Raw genomic sequence first — 17,936 nt, 5'->3', positions numbered from 1 at the left:
GACCTCGGATCTGCAGGACGGTGCGGTGCGATGTCGGAGCGCCGATCACCCTGTCGGGACTCGGCAGGGCGCGAGGGTGGCGTACGGATGGGCAAGCACGTCGGCGCTGCGTACGCCACTTGCCTGCAGCACGTGCTCGAGCAGATCGCGCATCGCCGCCAGGTCGGGTGACTGCAGGAAGGCGCCGGCATGCGCTGCAGCGGGCGGCGGCATCGGGGTTTTCGAGCGGGCGGCGGGCGGCAGCCGGTTCATGTCCAGCCGATGGAGCATGCGTTGCGCACAGGTCGCGAGATTGGCGCGTACCTGCGCTTCGTCGCCGTGCAGGAAGCCGGGCGGGAAGGCGGTGTTCTCGGCATGACACTGGCTGCACTGGCGCAGGAAGGGCTGCAGGTCGGCGGGCCAGTGCGTCGTGCGGGACCGGGTGACATCGGCCATCAACGCGGCTGGAGGCGCTGCCGCGGCGGGCGGGGCAGGAACGTCCTCGCCGAGCCCGCGTAGCAGCGGCGCGAGCAGGGCCATCCGGCGTGCCGGGCCGCCCGTCAGCGCATCGTCCTGACCGGCGACATTTGCCTGCGCGAGGGCCTCGACGGCGTGCCCGAGCGGCTCGAGGTCATCGACGAGTTCGAGGGCTGCCACGACCGCTTCGGCCGCGCCCGGCGACCCCGGCAGGTGGGCGCTGCCGCCGTCGCCACCGAGCCGCAAGGTGGTGATGGCTTCCCCGGTGCTGGCGCGGATCGGACCCCCCGCCCTGGCAGTGAGCGCGAAGCGGATCGGCCAGCCGGATGCCGGGTCGTGGTCCTTCGCGATGGCCAGCGTCACACCGGTGTGCGCGCTCGACCCGGACAACTGGAGACGGTCGAGGATGCCGTCGGCGCTGCGCCCGCCGTCGAGCCTGATGCGCGCCTGCAGCCGGACCTCGGATCCGCGCGCGCAGTCGAGGTCGAGCCGCGTTGCGTCGGTGGCCCGGCGCAGGGTGCAGCTCAGGTCGATCTCCCGCGCTGCAGGCTGTGGCATGCGCGCGAGGGCGCGCTCGATGCGAGCAAGGTCGGCGCGCGAGAACAGCGTCCCGAGCAGGTGGATGAAGCGCATCACGTCGCCCGGGTCGCGTCCGCGCCAGTGCTCGATCGGCGCCCGCAGCGCGAGCGGATCGAAGACCGCCGGAATGTCCGCATAGCGCACGAGCTCGGCATCGCTCGGGGGCGCAATCCCGCCCTCGATGCCGGCGAAGGGCTGGCGGTTGGGGATTTGCGGATCGGGAATGACGAGGCCGTCCGGCCAACGCGCCTGCCAGTTGGCGAGCAGCGGATCCACCAGGCGGTTCGTGGCATCCGCGCGCGCGACCGGCGCCCCGGTGCCGATCAGCCGCTGGCGCAGCGCGTGCAGCAGCGCCTGGGCACGGCAGTCGATGCCGGCCTGCGGGGTGGCGAGGGCGCAGCCGTCCCGCCACAGGCGCTGGGCCACGCCGAGGCGATTCGCTCGTGCGCTCGCGGCGTCGATCGCTTCAGGCACATCGACGCCGTGACGCCAGGGCAGACCCTGATAGTCGAGGCCGGTCGCAGCCAGGCGTGCGGCGACCGGCGGGCTGGCGCTGGTCTCGTCCCACGACGGGCGCGAGAAGATCGGCGCCTCGTTCTGGTGGCAAGCGAGGCAGAGCGTACGGTTCGCGGCGACCACCCGCGGCGTTGCCCCGGCGCGGTAGTCGAGCACGAGCTGGAACTCGAAGCGACCCGCATCCTCGTTGTAGCTGATCACCTCGAGCGCCTCGGCACGTTCGTGGTGCGCGACGTACAAGCGGTCCTTCAGGTAGAGGTGTCCCGCGGGTGCGTCGCTTGCCGGCTCACCGGTGACCGCGGCCACCACACGCGGAAAACGGAAGGCATCGACGTCTCCTGCGGCGTGGCGCTGCAGCGAGCGCCCGAGCGGGATCAGCACGATCGCCAGTCCGCCGTTCGGGTCCTCGCCATCGAGCTGCGCACGCACGCGTTGGAGCAGTGCGGGGAACGGGAAGGGCACCTGCTGCGCGCCGTTCGCCCCGCGCTCGAGCAGGCGATCGAACAGCGACCGCCCGTGCGGCGACGGTGCGCGGTCGACCTCGGCGGCATTGGCCGGAGCCATGAACACGCTGCCGAACAGCGCGCCCAGCAGCACCGGGAGCACATGGCGGGAGACAGGACGAGACAGTCTCATGCTCGTTCCCCTGCGCGATCTTGCGGGCCGCGGACGCAGCCGCCGCCCGCAAAACCACGCGCGGACCGTTCTCAGCCACCCCCTGCCGCGGCGGCGATCAAGCGCTGCTGGGTGCCGCTCCAGCAATCCTGATCGACCTGGCCGGTCTTCAGGAACGCTTCGCGACTCGCCGCGATCATCTGCGCGTTGTGGAGGACGAAGTTCACCACGAAGGCGCGGTCCATGTAGGCCCGACCAAGGTAGAAGCCCGGGTAGACCATGCGGATCTCGTCGCGGATCGCGAAGCCGTTGCGGCCCGCGAGCAGGTCGGGCATGCGCCGGTAGCCCGGCAGTTCATCGGTGAAGGCGTAGTCGATGATGATGGATTCGCGCCGGCCGTCGAGCAGGCTCTGGCCGCAGTAGAGCTTCGCCGGGAACAGCAGCCACTGGTCCTTGCCGCCGACATTGAGCTTCTGCAGCGGGGTGTCCGCGCTTTCCTCGACGAGGCCGAGCTTGCGCAAGGTGGTGAGATCCTCGATGCGGTTACGCAGCAGGCGCTCGTCGCGGTAGAACACCTTGCCCTTCCACAACATCTCGCCAACGAGGTCGAGCTTGCCGCCCGCCACATTGACCAGCAAGCCCTTCAGGCCGCCGCCGGCGATCTCGGACAGGCGCAGCTTGCCGCTGCCACCGCGCGGGAAGAACAGGTCGCCGTCGAACGCGCCGTCGGGGATCGGCCCGGCGCTCAGGCGCGCATAGATCTGGTCGACCTGCTCCTGGTCGAGCTGCGCGATGTTCTGCGGCGTGATCTTGTACAGGTCGGCCGTCGACAGCGGATGGCGATGTTCCAGCCAGGCGAAATCGGGCTTGCCGGCATAGCCTTCGGCATGCGGGGCGAAGGCGATCTCCGGCGCCCGCTCCCCGTCGTCGTCGAACAGGCCGCATCCCGTAACCGCCATGGCGGCCAGCATGCAGACGGCGAGCGCCCCAAACGGCCAGTGCGAGATCCTTGTCATGATGAAGTCCCCCATGCTCAAAGCGTTGCGAGGAAGGCGATCAGGGCGTTCTTGTCGGCCTCGGACAAGTCCTCGCCAAAGCGGTGGCCCGCGTTCTCGACCTCGGCGGTGCAACTGCTGTACACCTGCTTGATCAGGTAGGGGCGCGCGCGCAGCGCCTCGACCACGCCGTTCGGCTTACCGGTCACTTCCCGCGCGACGGCCTGGAGGTCGGCAAGCACCTTCCTCGCGCTCTCCTTGCCCAGGCGCTTGGCGAGGCTGCGCTCGAGCTCGTCGGGCGCGGTCTTCGCGCGCACGAGATCGACGATGAAGGCCTTGTGCTGGAAGTTGCCCAGCGTGCCGGCGGTCACGCCGCGGCCGTCGATCTCGCTCGGGATCGTCAGTTCAAAACCGAGCAGGCGTTCCTTGTCGGTGCCGTCCCATAGCCGCGGGCCGAGGCGCAGGGTCACGTCCTCGTTCAGCAGCGTCACCTTGGGGATGCGCTGGGCGGGATTGAGCAGCGCCTGCATCGACAGGGTGTACAGCTTGAATCGGCCTTCGACGCTCGGGTCGTACTCGAAGCAGGCGGGCTGGCGCTCGGCGGGCAACAGCTTGACATTGCTCGCATCGACGTAGCGCGGACGCTGGGCATAGAAGTCGTTGGCGGCGTTGTGCGGTTTGCCGCAAAGCTCGGGGCCGAGCGCGTTGTTGTGCAGGAAGGGGGCGTGCGCCCACAGGTTGAGCAGCGAGATGTTGCGGTAGTGGCCGCGGCCACCGTCGCCGGGTTCCTTGACGTTGGGGTCGGGCGGCTGTGCGCGCAGGGTTTCGGAGCCGTATTCCTGCCAGACGTGGCCGGCCATGTGGTTCGAGTGCAGGGCGCGGCAGCGGAAGGTGCCGACCTCGGACACTGCGGTGGGGCCATCGTTGCCCAGCCAGTCCTCGCGCAGCCCCGTCTTGAGGTCGAGCTTGTGGAAATCGAGGCCGGCAAGCTGGCCAGTCGCGGCCGCGGGCTGACTCGAGTGGCAGCGTGCGCAGCCATTGGCGAACACTTCACGGCCACGCGCGACCGCACCCGCTCCGAACGTGCGTTCGAGATCGGCGATCAGGTCCTGATCGGTGTAACGCGCGCCGGGGTTGGCAACCCGCAGCGTGTTCTCGCGTGCCTCGCGCAGGTCGGTGGCATGGCCTTCGGCCGACATGAAGAAGTCGAGAATGTTTCCCAAGCGGTCCTCGACGGCGCGGAAGTTCGGGCAGTCCCGCCTACACTGGCCGATGTCGAAGGGCGTCTGGCCAAAGCCGCGTTGTTGCGGATCGAGCTGGCGCAGGTCTGCAAGGTGATTGACCCAGCACTGCTCCGAGCACGAGCCGATGTTGAAGTACACGCGCTGGATGGCTTCGAGCGCGCCGATCGAGTCCTCACCGCCCTTGAGGATGTGGTGTACGGCTTCCTTGTGCAGGGACTTCTCCCAGCATTTGCCGTTGCGGCCCGGCTCGCACCAGCACCGGGTCTCGTCGACGCCCTTGGCGCAGGAGGCGGTCTTGCGCCACTTGATCACGGACTCGTTGGCGAAGGTCGGACGCTTGGCGAGATTGATCAGTGCGTTGATCGTGCCGGGATTGTTGACCTGGTCGGTCGGGATCGCCGAGGTGTCGCTGGTTCCCGGCCTGGCATGGGCGAACATCTGCCATTCGAGGGTGTTCGATGCCATGCCCGAGACCATGATCTCGGAGACGCGCGTGTATTGGTTGCCGATCAGCCCCTTGATGTTCTCCCATGCCGGGCGCGCCGGGTCAGCCGGGGGGTTGAGCGGATCGAAGGCGATGTGGCAGGAACCGCAGGAGGTGCCGATCAGGAAGGGGGGCTCGATGGCACCGTCCTGGAGGTGGGAGCGGGCCGCCTCGCCCCGGCCGCCGGCGGCGGCGATCGGCCGGTTATAGCCTTCCCAGGTGCCCGGGCTGCCGTTGAGCTTCAACCAAGCTGCGCGGTCGAAGCGCGGGTTCGGAAACTTGCGGATGCCCAGTGCGCCGGTCGAGGTGCCGAAACGCAGGTCGCAGGCGTCGTGGCGCTGGTCGGCTGGGCCATGCACATCGCCGGGCTTCAGCGCTGCATCGCGGAAGTCGCAGGCCGGATCGCGGTAGCCGCTGCGCCCGACATGGGGGAGGAGTTCCTCGTCGCCCGGACACCAGTCGAGACCGTAGGTCTCGTCCAGGCTCTTCGCCGGGCAGTCGGGGCTGCCGGGCACGCAGCAGGCCGGATCGTTGATGATGCCCCAGGCGCGGAAGCGGTCGCCGCGCTCGTCGCTGCGCAGCACGCGGAACCAGTCGATCAGCACGCCCACCCGCTGCTGGAACACGTAGGTGTGGAAGCGCTCGTTGCCGGCAGTGGCCTTGAACCAGATCAGCCGTCCGGCGCATTCGGACTCGTTCAAGCCTTCCCGCGCGCAAGCCTCGTAATATGGGAGGTCCTGGGCATGAATTCTTGCCGGCGTCGACGCGGGCGAGGCGGCGGGCGCATCAGCGATTGCCAGGGGAAGGGGCGGGGCGAGCATGGCGGCAATGAAGACAACGGCCGCCAACACCACCTGCGATGATGGACGCATCATGTTCGTTCTCCTGCTCTGTCGGATCGGCAGGGACGAAGGCATCCGAAGCGGACACCCGCAGGGACGCGCTGTGCAGATCGTCGGGCACAACTGCACCCGCGCTCTGCGCTTTGCGCAGCGAAGCTCTCTGTCGGTTCTGGGCGCGCATTACCGCGTGTCCGCGGCGCGCGCTCCATTCATTTGTGGTACTTCCGTGATAGCAGGAAAGCGGGCATTTGCAAACCGTGCGCTGCGTTTGTGGCAAGCGCCCGGATGGCAAGACGCCCCGCGGGCAGAACCGGCGGGGCGTCTTTCGTTCGAGCGGCCTGAGATCAGGACGCGTCGGCCTTGGCAGCGCGCTTGCGGTCGGTTTCCTTCAGGTGACGCTTGCGCAGACGGATGTTCTTGGGCGTGATTTCGACCAGCTCGTCGTCGGCGATGAACTCGATCGCAGATTCCAGGGTGAGCTGGATCGGCGTGATCAGGCGCACGGCTTCGTCGGTACCCGAGGCGCGCACGTTGGTGAGCTGCTTGCCCTTGATCGGGTTGACCACGAGGTCGTTGTCGCGGGTGTGGATGCCGATGATCATGCCTTCGTACAGCGCCTCGCCCGGGCTGACGAACATGCGGCCACGGTCCTGCAGGTTCCACAGCGCGTAGGCCACCGCGTCGCCGTCGTTCTGCGAGATCAGCACGCCGTTGCGGCGCTCGGCCATGGCGCCGGCCATCGGGCCGTAGTCGTCGAAGACGTGGCTGGCGAGGCCGGTGCCGCGCGTCATGGTGAGGAACTCGCCCTGGAAGCCGATCAGGCCGCGAGCCGGGATGCGGTATTCGAGGCGCACGCGGCCCCTGCCGTCCGGCTGCATGTCCTGGAGTTCGCCACGGCGACGGCCGAGCTCTTCCATGACGCTGCCCTGGTGGTCTTCCTCGACGTCGACGGTGAGCATCTCGTACGGCTCGCACTTCACGCCGTCGATTTCCTTGTACACCACGCGCGGGCGTCCCACCGCCAGCTCGTAGCCCTCGCGGCGCATGTTCTCGAGCAGGATGGTGAGGTGGAGTTCGCCACGACCGGAGACCTCGAACACGTCCGAGTCGCCGGTGTAATTGACGCGCAGGGCGACGTTCTTGAGCAGTTCCTTTTCCAGGCGCTCGCGGATCTGGCGGCTGGTGACGTACTTGCCCTCGCGACCGGCCAGCGGCGAGGTGTTCACCATGAAGTTCATGGTCAGCGTGGGCTCGTCCACCGCGATCGGCTTCATGCCTTCCAGACACTCCGGGTCGCACAGGGTGACGCCGATGTTGACCTGCTGGATGCCCGCGATCAGCACGATGTCGCCGGCCTCGGCCAGCTCGGAGGGTTTGCGCTCGAGGCCCTCGAAGGTGAGGATCTGGCTGACCTTGCCCTTGCCGCGGTTCTCTTCGCCGTACATGACGACGACTTCCTGGTTCGGGCGCACGCTGCCGCGCTTGATGCGACCGATGCCGAGCTGGCCCATGTAGGTCGAGTAGTCGAGCGAGCAGACCTGGATCTGCAGCGGGCCGTTGGCATCGACTTCCGGCGCGGGCACGTGCTCGAGGATGGCTTCGAACAGCGGGCGCATGTCCTTGCGCTCGTCGCCCTCGTTGATGACTGCGAAGCCGTTGAGGCCGGAGGCATAGATCACCGGGAAGTCGAGCTGTTCCTCGGTGGCGCCGAGCTTGTCGAAGAGGTCGAAGGTGTGGTTGATGACCCAGTCCGGGCGTGCGCCCGGGCGGTCGATCTTGTTGATGACGACGATCGGCTTGAGTCCCAGCGCGAGCGCCTTGCGGGTCACGAAGCGGGTCTGCGGCATCGGACCCTCGACGGCGTCGACCAGCAGCAGCACGCTGTCGACCATCGACAGGACACGCTCGACCTCGCCGCCGAAGTCGGCGTGGCCCGGGGTGTCGACGATGTTGATGTGGGTATCGCCATACTGGATGGCGCAGTTCTTCGACAGGATCGTGATGCCGCGTTCCTTCTCGATGTCTCCCGAGTCCATGACGCGTTCGGCGACCTGCTGGTTTTCGCGGAAAGTGCCGGACTGGCGCAGCAGTTGATCGACGAGGGTGGTCTTGCCGTGGTCGACGTGGGCGATGATGGCGATGTTGCGAATGGCGCGGGACATGGAGGAGGGCGGCGAAGTCTTTGAAAGGGCGAGGATTCTAGCACGTGCTGTGGCAGCGCAGCATGGATTTCTGAGGGGCGTGCTAGAATCGCGCGCCTCAGCCAAAGGAGGTCTCTTCACCATGCTCGCGATCATCGGCGGCAGCGGACTCACCCAACTGTCGAACATGGAGATCGAGCGCCGCGAGGTCGTGCGCACGCCCTACGGCGAGCCCTCCGGCGCACTCGCCTTCGGGCGCGTCTGCGACGAGCCGGTCGTCTTCCTCGCGCGCCACGGCTACGGCCACACCATCCCGCCGCACCTGGTCAATTACCGCGCCAACATCTGGGCGCTCAAGCAGGCCAAGGCCACCGGCATCGTCTCGGTGGCCTCGGTGGGCGGCATCCGCGCCGACCTGGCGCCGGGCACGCTGATCGTCCCGAACCAGATCATCGACTACACCTGGGGGCGCAAGAGCACCTTCTTCGAGGGCGGCGACACGCCGGTGCGCCACATCGACTTCACCGAGCCCTACGACGAGACCCTGCGCCACCGTCTGCTCGCGGCGATCGCCGCGGCCGGCGACAGCGCGATGGATGGCGGGGTGTACGCGAGCACGCAGGGCCCGCGCCTCGAGACCGCGGCGGAGATCGACCGCCTCGAGCGCGACGGCTGCGACATCGTCGGCATGACCGGCATGCCCGAGGCGGCGCTGGCGCGCGAGCTCGAGCTGCCCTACGCGGCGATCGGGGTGGTGGTGAACTACGCCGCGGGGCGCTCGTCGAGCGCGCACGGCATCCACTTCGACGACATCGAGCTGGTGTTGCAGGAGTCCATGGTGCGCGTGCGCGCCGTGCTGGAGGGGCTGTGCCATGTCTGATCGACCGGTCGAGGAGCGCGATGCGATGAAGCGGATCGAGAGCGGGTTCGAGCACGTGCTGTTCACCAGCCGCTGGCTGATGGCGCCGGTGTATTTCGGCCTCGTGCTGGCGATGGTATTGCTGCTGGTGAAGTTCTCCAAGGAGCTGTTCGGGCTGTTCGCGCAGATCTGGAGCGCCTCGGGCAGCGAGCTGATCATCGGCGTGCTGTCGCTGGTGGACGTGGCGCTGATCATGAACCTGCTGATCATCATCATGTTCAGCGGCTACGAGAACTTCGTGTCCAAGATGGAGGACCTGCACACCCACCGCGACCGCCCGGAGTGGATGGGACACATCGGCTTCTCCGACCTCAAGCTCAAGCTGATCGGCTCGATCGTGGCGATCTCCGGGATCGAACTGCTCAAGGCCTTCATGAACGCCCACAACCTCACCGACCGCCAGCTCGGCTGGATGGTGGGCATCCACGTGACCTTCCTGTTCTCGGGCCTGCTCTACGCCGCCATGGACCGCCTGGCGGGGAAGGGGCACTGAGCGCGCCGCGAGCGCGGCTAGACCTGCAGCCGCTCCAGCAGCTCGCGCTCGATCCTCAGCACCTGCGCGTCCTGGTTGAGCACGTTGCCGGTGAGCAGGAAGGTGTCCTCGACGCGCTCGCCCAGGGTGGCGATCTTGGCGGTGTGCAGGCGGATGCCGTGCTCGGCGAGCACCGCGGCGACGTCGTAGAGCAGGCCGGGGCGATCGGCGGCGGTGAGCGAGAGCACGTGATGGCGGCCGGCCTCGTCGGGACGGATGCTGACCTCCGGGCTGATCGGGAAGTGCTTGACCTGCCTCGACATTCTCCCGCGACTCGGGCGCTCGGGCAGCCCCGGTTTCTGCAGGCGGGCGGTGAGCTCGTGCTCGATCAGGATCACGATGTCGCGGTAGGCGGCCTGTTCGCCCGGGTCCTGCAGCATGAAGCTGTCGAGCGCGTAGCCGTGGCGGGTGGTGTGCACCTTGGCGTCGACGATGGTGAAGCCCATGCGCCCGAAGAAGCCGGTCAGGCGCACGAAGAGGTCCTTCTGGTCGCGGGTGAACACCATGACCTGCACGCCGTCCTCGTCCTCGGCCACGCGCGCCTTCACCACCGGCTCGTCGGATTCGGTGCGGTAGTACAACAAGCGGGTGTGCCAGGCGATCTCCTCGGCGGAGTGGCGCATGAAGTACACCGGGTCGAGCCGGGCCCACAGCGCGTCCTCGACGCCGGGGCGCAGGCCGTGGAAGCGCAACTGGCGGCGGGCGTCCTCGAGGCGGCCGTCGAGGCCGAGCGCCTCCTTGGCGGTGGCGCCGCGCAGCAGGCGCTGGGTGGCGAAGAACAGATCCTCGAGCAGCTTGCCCTTCCAGCCGTTCCACACCTTGGGGCTGGTGCCGCGGATGTCGGCGTGGGTGAGCAGGTAGAGCGCGACCAGGCGACGCTCGTCGCGCACGACGTCGGCGAAGCGCTGGATGACCTCGGGGTCGGAGGTGTCTTCCTTCTGTGCGACCCGCGACATCGTGAGGTGTTGCTCGACCAGCCACACGACCAGTGCGGTGTCGTTCACGTCCATGCCGTGCTGGGTGCAGAATTCGCGCGCGTCGGCCATGCCGAGCGTGGAGTGGTCGCCGCCGCGGCCCTTGGCGATGTCGTGGAAGAGCGCGGCGACGTAGAGCAGCCAGTGGCGCTCGAAGGCCATGATCAGCCGTGTCATCAGCGGGTATTCGTGCGCGTGCTCTCCCATCGTGAACCGGCGCACGTTGCGCAGCACCATCAGGATGTGCTGGTCGACCGTATAGACGTGGAAGAGGTCGTGCTGCATCTGGCCGACGATGCGCCGCCACGCCGGGATGTAGCGCGACAGGATGCCGTACTCGTTCATCTTGCGGAACACCCGCACGATACCGCGGCGCTGCTGCAGGATCTGCAGGAAGAGGACACGGTGCGCGGGGTCGGCGCGAAACGCGGCATTAACCTGATTGCGGTGGATCCACAGCGCGCGCAGGGTGCGCGCCGTCATGCCCTTGAGCTCGGAGCGCTGCTGCAGCAGCAGGAAGCATTCGAGCAGCGCGGAAGGGTGGCGCTCGAAGACGTCCTCGTCGCGGATGTCGAGCAGCTCGCGCACGACCTGGAAGCGCGCGTTGACCACGATCGCGGCGCCGCGGTCGGGGAAGATCACGCTGCCGTAGTTCTGCAGCAGCACGGTGTTGAGCTGCATCACCATCTTGGCGGTGACGTAGTAGCGCTGCATCAGCACCTCGGAGGCGCGCCGGGTGGGCGTGGCCTCGATGCCGAGGATGCGGGCGAGCTTTTCCTGGTGGTCGAAGAGCAGGCGGTCCTCCGCGCGCCCGGTGAGATGATGCAGGCGGATGCGGATGTGCTGCAGGAAGCGCTCGATCGCGCGCAGTTCGCCGGCTTCGCTGCCGGTGATGAGGCGGTGGCGGGCGAGGTCGCGCCAGCTGTGGCCAAGCCCGGCCGCGCGTGCGATCCAGCCCAGCATCTGCAGGTCGCGCAGCCCGCCGGGGCTCTCCTTGCAGTTGGGCTCGAGGGCGTAGGGCGTGTCGTTGAAGCGGGCGTAGCGTTGTTCCTGCTCGAGCAGCTTGGCCTTGTAGAAGGCGCGCACGTCGAGCGCTTCGCGGTAGCGCGCGCTCAGCTCGGCAAACAGCGCCGGGTCGCCGGCGAGCAGACGCGCCTCGAGCAGGTTGGTCTGCACGGTGATGTCGTCGGCGGCGGCGATCATGCATTCGTCGACCGTGCGCACCGCATGACCGACCTCGAGCCCGCAGTCCCACAACGCGCCGACCAGCGCCGACAGGCGCGCCTTCAGCGCCTCGTCGGGCGGTGTGGATAGCAGCACGAGCAGGTCGACGTCCGAGGCGGGGAAAAGCTCGCCGCGCCCATAGCCGCCCACCGCCACGAGCGCGGCGGAGGCGGGCATCGCGCACGCCGTCCACAGGCGGACGAGCTCGTGATCCACCAGTCGAGCGCGGCCCTTGAGCAGGATGGAGGTCTGCGGCCGCCCCTGATAGGCGTCGCGCAGCTGCGCCGTGCCCTCGACGAGACGTTGGCGTGCCGTGGTGGCAAGGGTGTGCAGCTCGTCGGTGAGGGCGTCGTTCATGTGCGGGCCTGCGACGGATTCTTCAGCCAGCCGTTGCGAAACGGGCAGCGACGAGCTCGGGCGGGGGCGGGCACCCGGCGGAAAGGGTGAGCACCTCGACACCGGTCTCGGTGACCACCACCGTGTGCTCCCACTGCGCCGACAGGCTGCGGTCCTTGGTGACGATGGTCCACCCGTCGGGCAGCTCGGAGATCGCCGCCTTGCCGGCGTTGATCATCGGCTCGATGGTGAAGATCATGCCGGGCTCGAGCGTGGGGCCGGTGCCGGCCTTGCCGTAGTGCAGCACCTGCGGTTCCTCGTGGAACTTGCGCCCGATGCCGTGGCCGCAGAACTCGCGCACCACCGAGAAGCCGTTGCCTTCGGCGTGCTTCTGGATCGCGGCGCCGATGTCGCCAAGGCGGCCGCCGGGCTTGACGGTGGCGATGCCCAGCCACATGCACTCGTAGGTGATCCGCGTCAGGCGGCGGGCGACGATGCTGCACGCCGAGTCGCCGCCGAGCAGGAACATGCGGCTGGTGTCGCCGTGGAAGCCCTCCTTGATCACCGTAATGTCGAGGTTGACGATGTCGCCCTTCTTGAGCGCCTTCTCGCCCGGTACGCCATGGCAGACCTGGTGATTGACCGAAGTGCAGATCGACTTGGGGTAGGGCTTGTAGCCGGGCGGTGCGTAGTCGAGCGGGGCCGGGATGGTGCCCTGCACGTTCACCATGTAGTCGTGGCAGAGGCGGTCGAGCTCCCCGGTGGTCACGCCGGGGACAACGAACGGCTCGATGTAGTCGAGCACCTCGGCGGCGAGCCGGCAGGCCACGCGCATCTTCTCGATCTCTTCGGGGGTCTTGATGACAATGCTCATTGTTGTGTGTTCTGTGTCGGGGCGGGAAAGCGGGAAGGCTATCGCAAGCGCCGCGCCGCAGCAAACCCGGTATCCGCGCAAACCGCATGCCAACCGATGCCTTCGCCATTTCCGCGGCGGGTACCCGCGAGGCTTGTGTCGGCCTGGGTTTCAATCCGCTTCAGCCTTGAGCACGATGCGGCCGGCGTGATAACATCGTGGGCTTGTCTGCATGTGCAGGCAAAATCCGCACGCCTTGCGGCACAGGGTCCTTCCGGGGCCTGCTCGACATCCTGCGTTCCGGCTCCGGCCGGGACGGGGACGCGCAAATCCCGGGGGGCAGCGTGGTGAACCGGTTTCCCGGTCGCCCATCCGCGAGGCGGAGGTTCAACCCTTGTACAGTTTGGAGCAACACATGTCCGTCACGATGCGTCAGATGCTGGAAGCCGGCGTCCACTTCGGTCACCAGACCCGCTTCTGGAACCCGCGCATGGCCCCCTACATCTTCGGCCAGCGCAACAAGATCCACATCGTCAACCTCGAAAAGACGATGGCGAAGTACAACGAAGCCATGGAGTTCGTGCGCAAGCTCGCCGCGAACCGCGGCAACATCATGTTCGTCAGCACCAAGCGCCAGGCGCGCGAGATCATCGCCGAGGAAGCCCAGCGCGCCGGCATGCCCTACGTCGACGAGCGCTGGCTCGGCGGCATGCTGACCAACTTCAAGACCGTCAAGCAGTCGATCAAGCGCCTCAAGGAAGTCGAGGCGATGATGGAAGACGGCTCGATCGAGCGCCTGTCCAAGCGCGAGGCGCTGACCGTGCGCCGCGAACTCGAGAAGCTGCAGAAGTCGATCGGCGGCATCAAGGACATGGGCGGCCTGCCCGACGCGCTGTTCGTCATCGACGTCGGCTACCACAAGATCGCCATCACCGAAGCCCAGAAGCTCGGCATCCCGGTCGTGGCCGTGGTCGACACCAACCACTCGCCCGAAGGCGTGGACTACCTGATCCCGGGTAACGACGACTCCTCGCGCGCCATCCGCCTCTACGCCCGTGGCGTGGCCGATGCCGTGCTGCAAGGCCGCAGCCAGGTGCTGCAGGAAATCGTCGATGCCGGCGGCGACGAGTTCGTCGAGGTCGAGGAAGAAGGCTCGCAGGAACAGGCCTGATCCTCAGCGAAGGGGGCCCGCGGGGCCCCTTTTGCAATCCGGGTGGCGCTTGCGAATCCCGCAACGTGCGCCCCGCACAATTCCCGATGTCGCGCCGATGGCCCTCCGGTGCGCTGCGCGGCATCCGCGTTTCGAATGTCAAACCGAACCTATTCAGGAGCTAGCATGGCGGAAATTACCGCAAGCATGGTCAAGGAACTGCGCGAGAAGACCGACGCGCCGATGATGGAATGCAAGAAGGCGCTGGCCGAAGCCGCCGGCGACATGGGCAAGGCCGAAGAGATCCTGCGCGTCAAGCTCGGCAACAAGGCCTCCAAGGCTGCCGCCCGCATCGCCGCCGAAGGCGTGGTCGGCATCGACATCTCGGCCGACGGCAAGCTCGGCTCGATCATCGAGGTCAACTGCGAGACCGACTTCGTCGCCAAGAACGACGACTTCCTGGCCTTGGTGCAGAACTGCGCCGGCCTCGTCGCCGCCAAGAGCCCGGCCGACGTCGCTGCCCTGTCGGCGCTGCCGCTGGGCGAGGGCACCGTCGAGTCGACCCGCACCGCGCTGGTCGGCAAGATCGGCGAGAACATGTCGATCCGCCGTTTCGCCCGCATCGAGGCCAAGGGCAAGCTGTTCTCCTACATCCACGGCGGCGCCAAGATCGGCGTGCTGCTGGACGTGGTCGGCGGCGACGAGCAGCTCGGCAAGGACATCGCGATGCACATCGCCGCGTCCAAGCCGAAGGCGCTCGACGCCTCGGGCGTGTCGCAGGACCTGATCGATGCCGAGCGTCGCATCGCGATCGAGAAGGCCCGCGCCGACAACAAGCCCGAAGCGATGCTGGAAAAGATCGCCGACGGCACCGTGCAGAAGTTCCTCAAGGAAGTGACCCTGCTGGCCCAGGTCTTCGTGAAGGCCGAGGACGGCAAGCAGACCATCGAGCAGCTGCTCAAGGCCAAGGGCGCCTCGGTCGCCGGCTTCACGCTGTTCATCGTCGGCGAAGGCATCGAGAAGAAGGTCACCGACTTCGCCGCCGAAGTGGCCGAACAGGCCGCCGCTGCCGCCAAGAAGTAAGGAGAAGAACGTGTCCGCCGCCTACAAGCGCATCCTGCTCAAGCTCTCCGGCGAAGCCCTGATGGGCGACGACGCCTACGGCATCAACGAGGAGGTCGTCAGCCGCATCGTGTCCGAGGTCGCCGAGATCAGCCGTCTCGGTGTCCAGGTCGGTGTGGTGATCGGCGGCGGCAACATCTTCCGCGGCATGAAGGGCGCGGCCTCCGGCATGGACCGCGCCACCGCCGACTACATGGGCATGCTGGCCACGGTGATGAACGCGATGGCGCTCGCCGACGCGATGCGACGCATGGGGCTCGAAGCGCGCGTGCAGTCCGCGCTGCGCATCGACCAGGTGGTCGAGCCGTACATCCGCGGGCGCGCGATCCGTCATCTCGAGGAAGGCCGCGTGGTCATCTTCGCGGCCGGTACCGGCAACCCCTTCTTCACCACCGACACCGCCGCGGCGCTGCGCGGCGCCGAGATCGGTGCGCAGATCGTTCTCAAGGCGACCAAGGTGGACGGCGTCTATACTGCGGATCCGAAGAAGGACCCGCAGGCGCAGCGCTACCATCGCATCAGCTTCGACGAGGCGATCGGGCGCAACCTGCAGGTGCTCGACTCGACCGCGTTCGCGTTGTGCCGCGACCAGAAGCTTCCGATCAACGTGTTCTCGATCTTCAAGCCCGGCGCGCTCAAGCGTGTGGTGATGGGCGAGGACGAAGGCACGCTGGTCCATTCCTGACCTCCGGAGAGGGCTTGCATGATTTCCGAACTCAAGAAGAACATCGAGCAGAAGATGCTGAAGTCGGTCGAGGCGCTCAAGACCGACCTCGCCAAGGTGCGCACCGGCCGCGCCCACACCGGCCTGCTCGATCACGTGATGGTCGAGTACTACGGTTCTATGGTGCCGGTGAACCAGGTCGCCAACATCACCCTGATCGACGCCCGCACGATCGGCGTGCAGACCTGGGAAAAGCCGATGCTCGGCAAGGTCGAGCGCGCGATCCGCGACAGCGACCTCGGCCTCAACCCCGCGAACATGGGCGAACTGCTGCGCGTGCCGATGCCTGCGCTCACCGAGGAGCGCCGTCGCGACCTCACCAAGGTGGTGCGCCACGAGGGCGAGACCGCCAAGGTGGCGATCCGCAACCTGCGCCGCGACGGCAACCAGCAGCTCAAGGATGCGGTCAAGGACAAGGCGATCTCCGAGGACGACGAGCGTCGCGGCGAGGACGAGATCCAGAAGCTCACCGACCGCTATGTAGCCGAGATCGACAAGCTGCTCGCCCAGAAAGAGCAGGAACTCATGCAGATCTGATCCGCGTGCGCGGATCGGCTGTATCGTCAACGGGCACGACAGGAGGCGGAGCATGATCGGAGGGCTGTTCAGGAGTTCCACCCGCGACATTCCCGACGTCTCGCAGGTGCCGAAGCACATTGCCGTCATCATGGACGGCAATGGGCGCTGGGCGCGCAAGCGCATGCTGCCTCGCGTCGCGGGGCATGCGCGCGGTGTCGAGGCGCTGCGCGCCACCGTGCGCGGCTGCGTCGATCGCGGGGTGGAGTACCTCACCGTGTTCGCGTTCAGCTCCGAGAACTGGCGCCGCCCGCAGGACGAGGTTTCTTTCCTGATGCAGCTCTTTCTGAAGTCGCTGCAGAAGGAGATCCGCCGCATGCACGACAACGACATGCGCTTCCGCGTGATCGGGGACCTCTCGAAGTTCGATCCGCGGCTGGTGGACATGATCCGCGAGGCCGAGACGCTCACCGCCGGCAATGGCGGACTCAACTTCACCGTCGCGGCCAACTACGGCGGTCGCTGGGACATTCTCGATGCGATGTCGCGCCTGATGGCGCGCGAACCGGGGCGCCTGGAACGCTTCACCGAAGATGAGATCGCCTCCGAGCTGTCGATGAGCTTCGCGCCGGAGCCCGATCTCTTCATCCGCACGGGTGGCGAGAAGCGCATCAGCAACTTCCTGCTCTGGCAGCTCGCCTATACCGAGCTCTACTTCACCGACGTGCTCTGGCCCGACTTCGACGACGGTGCGCTCGGGCAGGCCATCGGCTCCTATCAGGGGCGGGAGCGGCGCTTCGGCCGCACCAGCGAGCAGCTCAAGGCCGACGCCGGGGAATAGGGCCTCCATGCTCAAGGATCGCGTCCTCACCGCAATCGCCTTGCTGGTCGGCCTGCTGGCGGCGGTGTTCCTGCTGCCGGCATCGGTCTGGCTCGTGCTCTGCGCAGTCTTGTGCGGTGCGGCGGCGTGGGAGTGGGGCGCGCTCGCCCGCTTCGAGCGCGGGTTGCGCGTGTCCACGGCGGTCGCCTTTGCCGCCGCATCCGCGTTCCTGGGTTGGAGCGCGGGGCTGGGCAGCGGCGAGCTCGGCGGTGCTGCGGCCGTGGTGCCGCTCTATGTCTTCAGCGCGTTATTCTGGATCTTCGTCGTGCCGATGTGGCTGCGCGGCAAGTGGGCCTTGTCCAACCCGATGCTGGCTTCGCTGGTCGGCTTCGTCGTGCTCGTGCCGACCGCGCTGGCAATGATGCAGCTGCGCACGATGGGCCCCGGGGTGCTGCTCGGAACCATGGCCGTCGTCTGGGTGGCCGACATCGCCGCCTATTTCAGCGGCCGCGCCTTCGGCCGTCACAAGCTGGCCCCGGCGATCAGCCCGGGCAAGACTTGGGAGGGCGCCGCAGGTGGCGTGCTGGCGGTGCTGGCCTTCGGCTTCGGCGTGCTCGCGATGCGCGGCGCGGAATTCGAGGGCGGCGCGCCGGTGATCGCCGGCGTCCTGCTGGCGTGGACCGCGGTGAGCATCGTCGGCGACCTCTTCGAGTCGCTGCTCAAGCGTCAGGCCGGCCTCAAGGACAGTGGCAACATCCTGCCCGGCCACGGCGGCATCCTCGACCGCATCGACAGCCTGACGTCGACGCTCCCGCTCGTGGCGCTCGGCGCGGTGTGGCTCGCGCGCTGATCCTCCACGGCTTCCGCCGTGCTCCTTCCGCAACGGATTCTCCC

General features: G+C 67.6%; 14 protein-coding genes. 8 read left to right on the top strand and 6 right to left on the bottom strand.

The features are described from left to right. Positions 1 to 45: 45 nt before the first annotated feature. The 4 genes from TMZ1T_RS10810 to typA form a co-directional block, all read right to left on the bottom strand. Entirely contained in the window at positions 46 to 2,187 is a 2,142-nt protein-coding gene (locus TMZ1T_RS10810; RefSeq protein ID WP_012585413.1) for a hypothetical protein, read from the bottom strand. A gap of 71 nt (positions 2,188 to 2,258) precedes the next feature. Further along, on the bottom strand, positions 2,259 to 3,182 hold the full coding sequence (locus TMZ1T_RS10805) for a hypothetical protein (protein ID WP_012585412.1): 924 nt from the start codon (positions 3,180 to 3,182) through the stop codon (positions 2,259 to 2,261). A gap of 17 nt (positions 3,183 to 3,199) precedes the next feature. Further along, a complete protein-coding gene (locus TMZ1T_RS10800; RefSeq protein WP_144312159.1) occupies positions 3,200 to 5,590 on the bottom strand; it encodes a cytochrome c in 2,391 nt (796 codons plus the stop codon). Between the two features lie 485 nt (positions 5,591 to 6,075). Next, positions 6,076 to 7,893: a translational GTPase TypA gene (gene typA / locus TMZ1T_RS10795; protein WP_004301400.1), complete on the bottom strand. Its 1,818-nt coding sequence runs from the start codon at positions 7,891 to 7,893 to the stop codon at positions 6,076 to 6,078. A 121-nt stretch (positions 7,894 to 8,014) separates the two neighbouring features. Here typA and TMZ1T_RS10790 point away from each other — a divergent pair, with 121 nt between their 5' ends. Together TMZ1T_RS10790 and TMZ1T_RS10785 are read left to right on the top strand one after the other, a co-directional pair. Then, a complete protein-coding gene (locus TMZ1T_RS10790; RefSeq protein WP_004301402.1) occupies positions 8,015 to 8,752 on the top strand; it encodes an S-methyl-5'-thioinosine phosphorylase in 738 nt (245 codons plus the stop codon). Positions 8,753 to 8,777: 25 nt separating this feature from the next. After that, entirely contained in the window at positions 8,778 to 9,284 is a 507-nt protein-coding gene (locus tag TMZ1T_RS10785) for a TIGR00645 family protein (RefSeq protein WP_004301404.1), read from the top strand. Between the two features lie 17 nt (positions 9,285 to 9,301). On the opposite strand, the gene TMZ1T_RS10780 is transcribed toward TMZ1T_RS10785, so the two are convergent. Beyond that, positions 9,302 to 11,878 carry a [protein-PII] uridylyltransferase gene (locus tag TMZ1T_RS10780; protein WP_012585410.1) on the bottom strand — a complete coding sequence of 859 codons (2,577 nt, stop codon included), beginning with the start codon at positions 11,876 to 11,878 and terminating at the stop codon, positions 9,302 to 9,304. 22 nt (positions 11,879 to 11,900) lie between these two features. Further along, positions 11,901 to 12,731, bottom strand: coding sequence for a type I methionyl aminopeptidase (map, locus tag TMZ1T_RS10775; protein ID WP_004301410.1), 831 nt, complete (start codon positions 12,729 to 12,731; stop codon positions 11,901 to 11,903). Between the two features lie 394 nt (positions 12,732 to 13,125). Here map and rpsB point away from each other — a divergent pair, with 394 nt between their 5' ends. The 6 genes from rpsB (at position 13,126) to TMZ1T_RS10745 (ending at position 17,892) form a co-directional block, all read left to right on the top strand. After that, positions 13,126 to 13,881: a 30S ribosomal protein S2 gene (rpsB, locus tag TMZ1T_RS10770; protein ID WP_004301412.1), complete on the top strand. Its 756-nt coding sequence runs from the start codon at positions 13,126 to 13,128 to the stop codon at positions 13,879 to 13,881. 165 nt (positions 13,882 to 14,046) lie between these two features. Then, entirely contained in the window at positions 14,047 to 14,943 is an 897-nt protein-coding gene (tsf, locus tag TMZ1T_RS10765) for a translation elongation factor Ts (RefSeq protein WP_012585409.1), read from the top strand. 10 nt (positions 14,944 to 14,953) lie between these two features. After that, positions 14,954 to 15,667, top strand: a complete 714-nt coding sequence (pyrH, locus tag TMZ1T_RS10760; protein WP_004301415.1) for a UMP kinase — start codon at positions 14,954 to 14,956, stop codon at positions 15,665 to 15,667. A gap of 18 nt (positions 15,668 to 15,685) precedes the next feature. Beyond that, positions 15,686 to 16,243, top strand: a complete 558-nt coding sequence (frr, locus tag TMZ1T_RS10755; protein WP_004301417.1) for a ribosome recycling factor — start codon at positions 15,686 to 15,688, stop codon at positions 16,241 to 16,243. A gap of 52 nt (positions 16,244 to 16,295) precedes the next feature. Further along, positions 16,296 to 17,063, top strand: a complete 768-nt coding sequence (gene uppS, locus TMZ1T_RS10750) for a polyprenyl diphosphate synthase (protein ID WP_004301418.1) — start codon at positions 16,296 to 16,298, stop codon at positions 17,061 to 17,063. 7 nt (positions 17,064 to 17,070) lie between these two features. Beyond that, the gene (locus TMZ1T_RS10745) at positions 17,071 to 17,892 is read left to right on the top strand and encodes a phosphatidate cytidylyltransferase (RefSeq protein WP_004301420.1); all 822 of its coding nucleotides are present in this window, start codon (positions 17,071 to 17,073) and stop codon (positions 17,890 to 17,892) included. Positions 17,893 to 17,936: the final 44 nt, after the last annotated feature.

The organism is Thauera aminoaromatica (assembly GCF_000021765.1).
Taxonomy (GTDB): domain Bacteria; phylum Pseudomonadota; class Gammaproteobacteria; order Burkholderiales; family Rhodocyclaceae; genus Thauera; species Thauera aminoaromatica.
The sequence above is the reverse complement of the archived record's forward strand: the minus strand, read 5'-3'. Positions and strand labels throughout refer to the sequence as shown.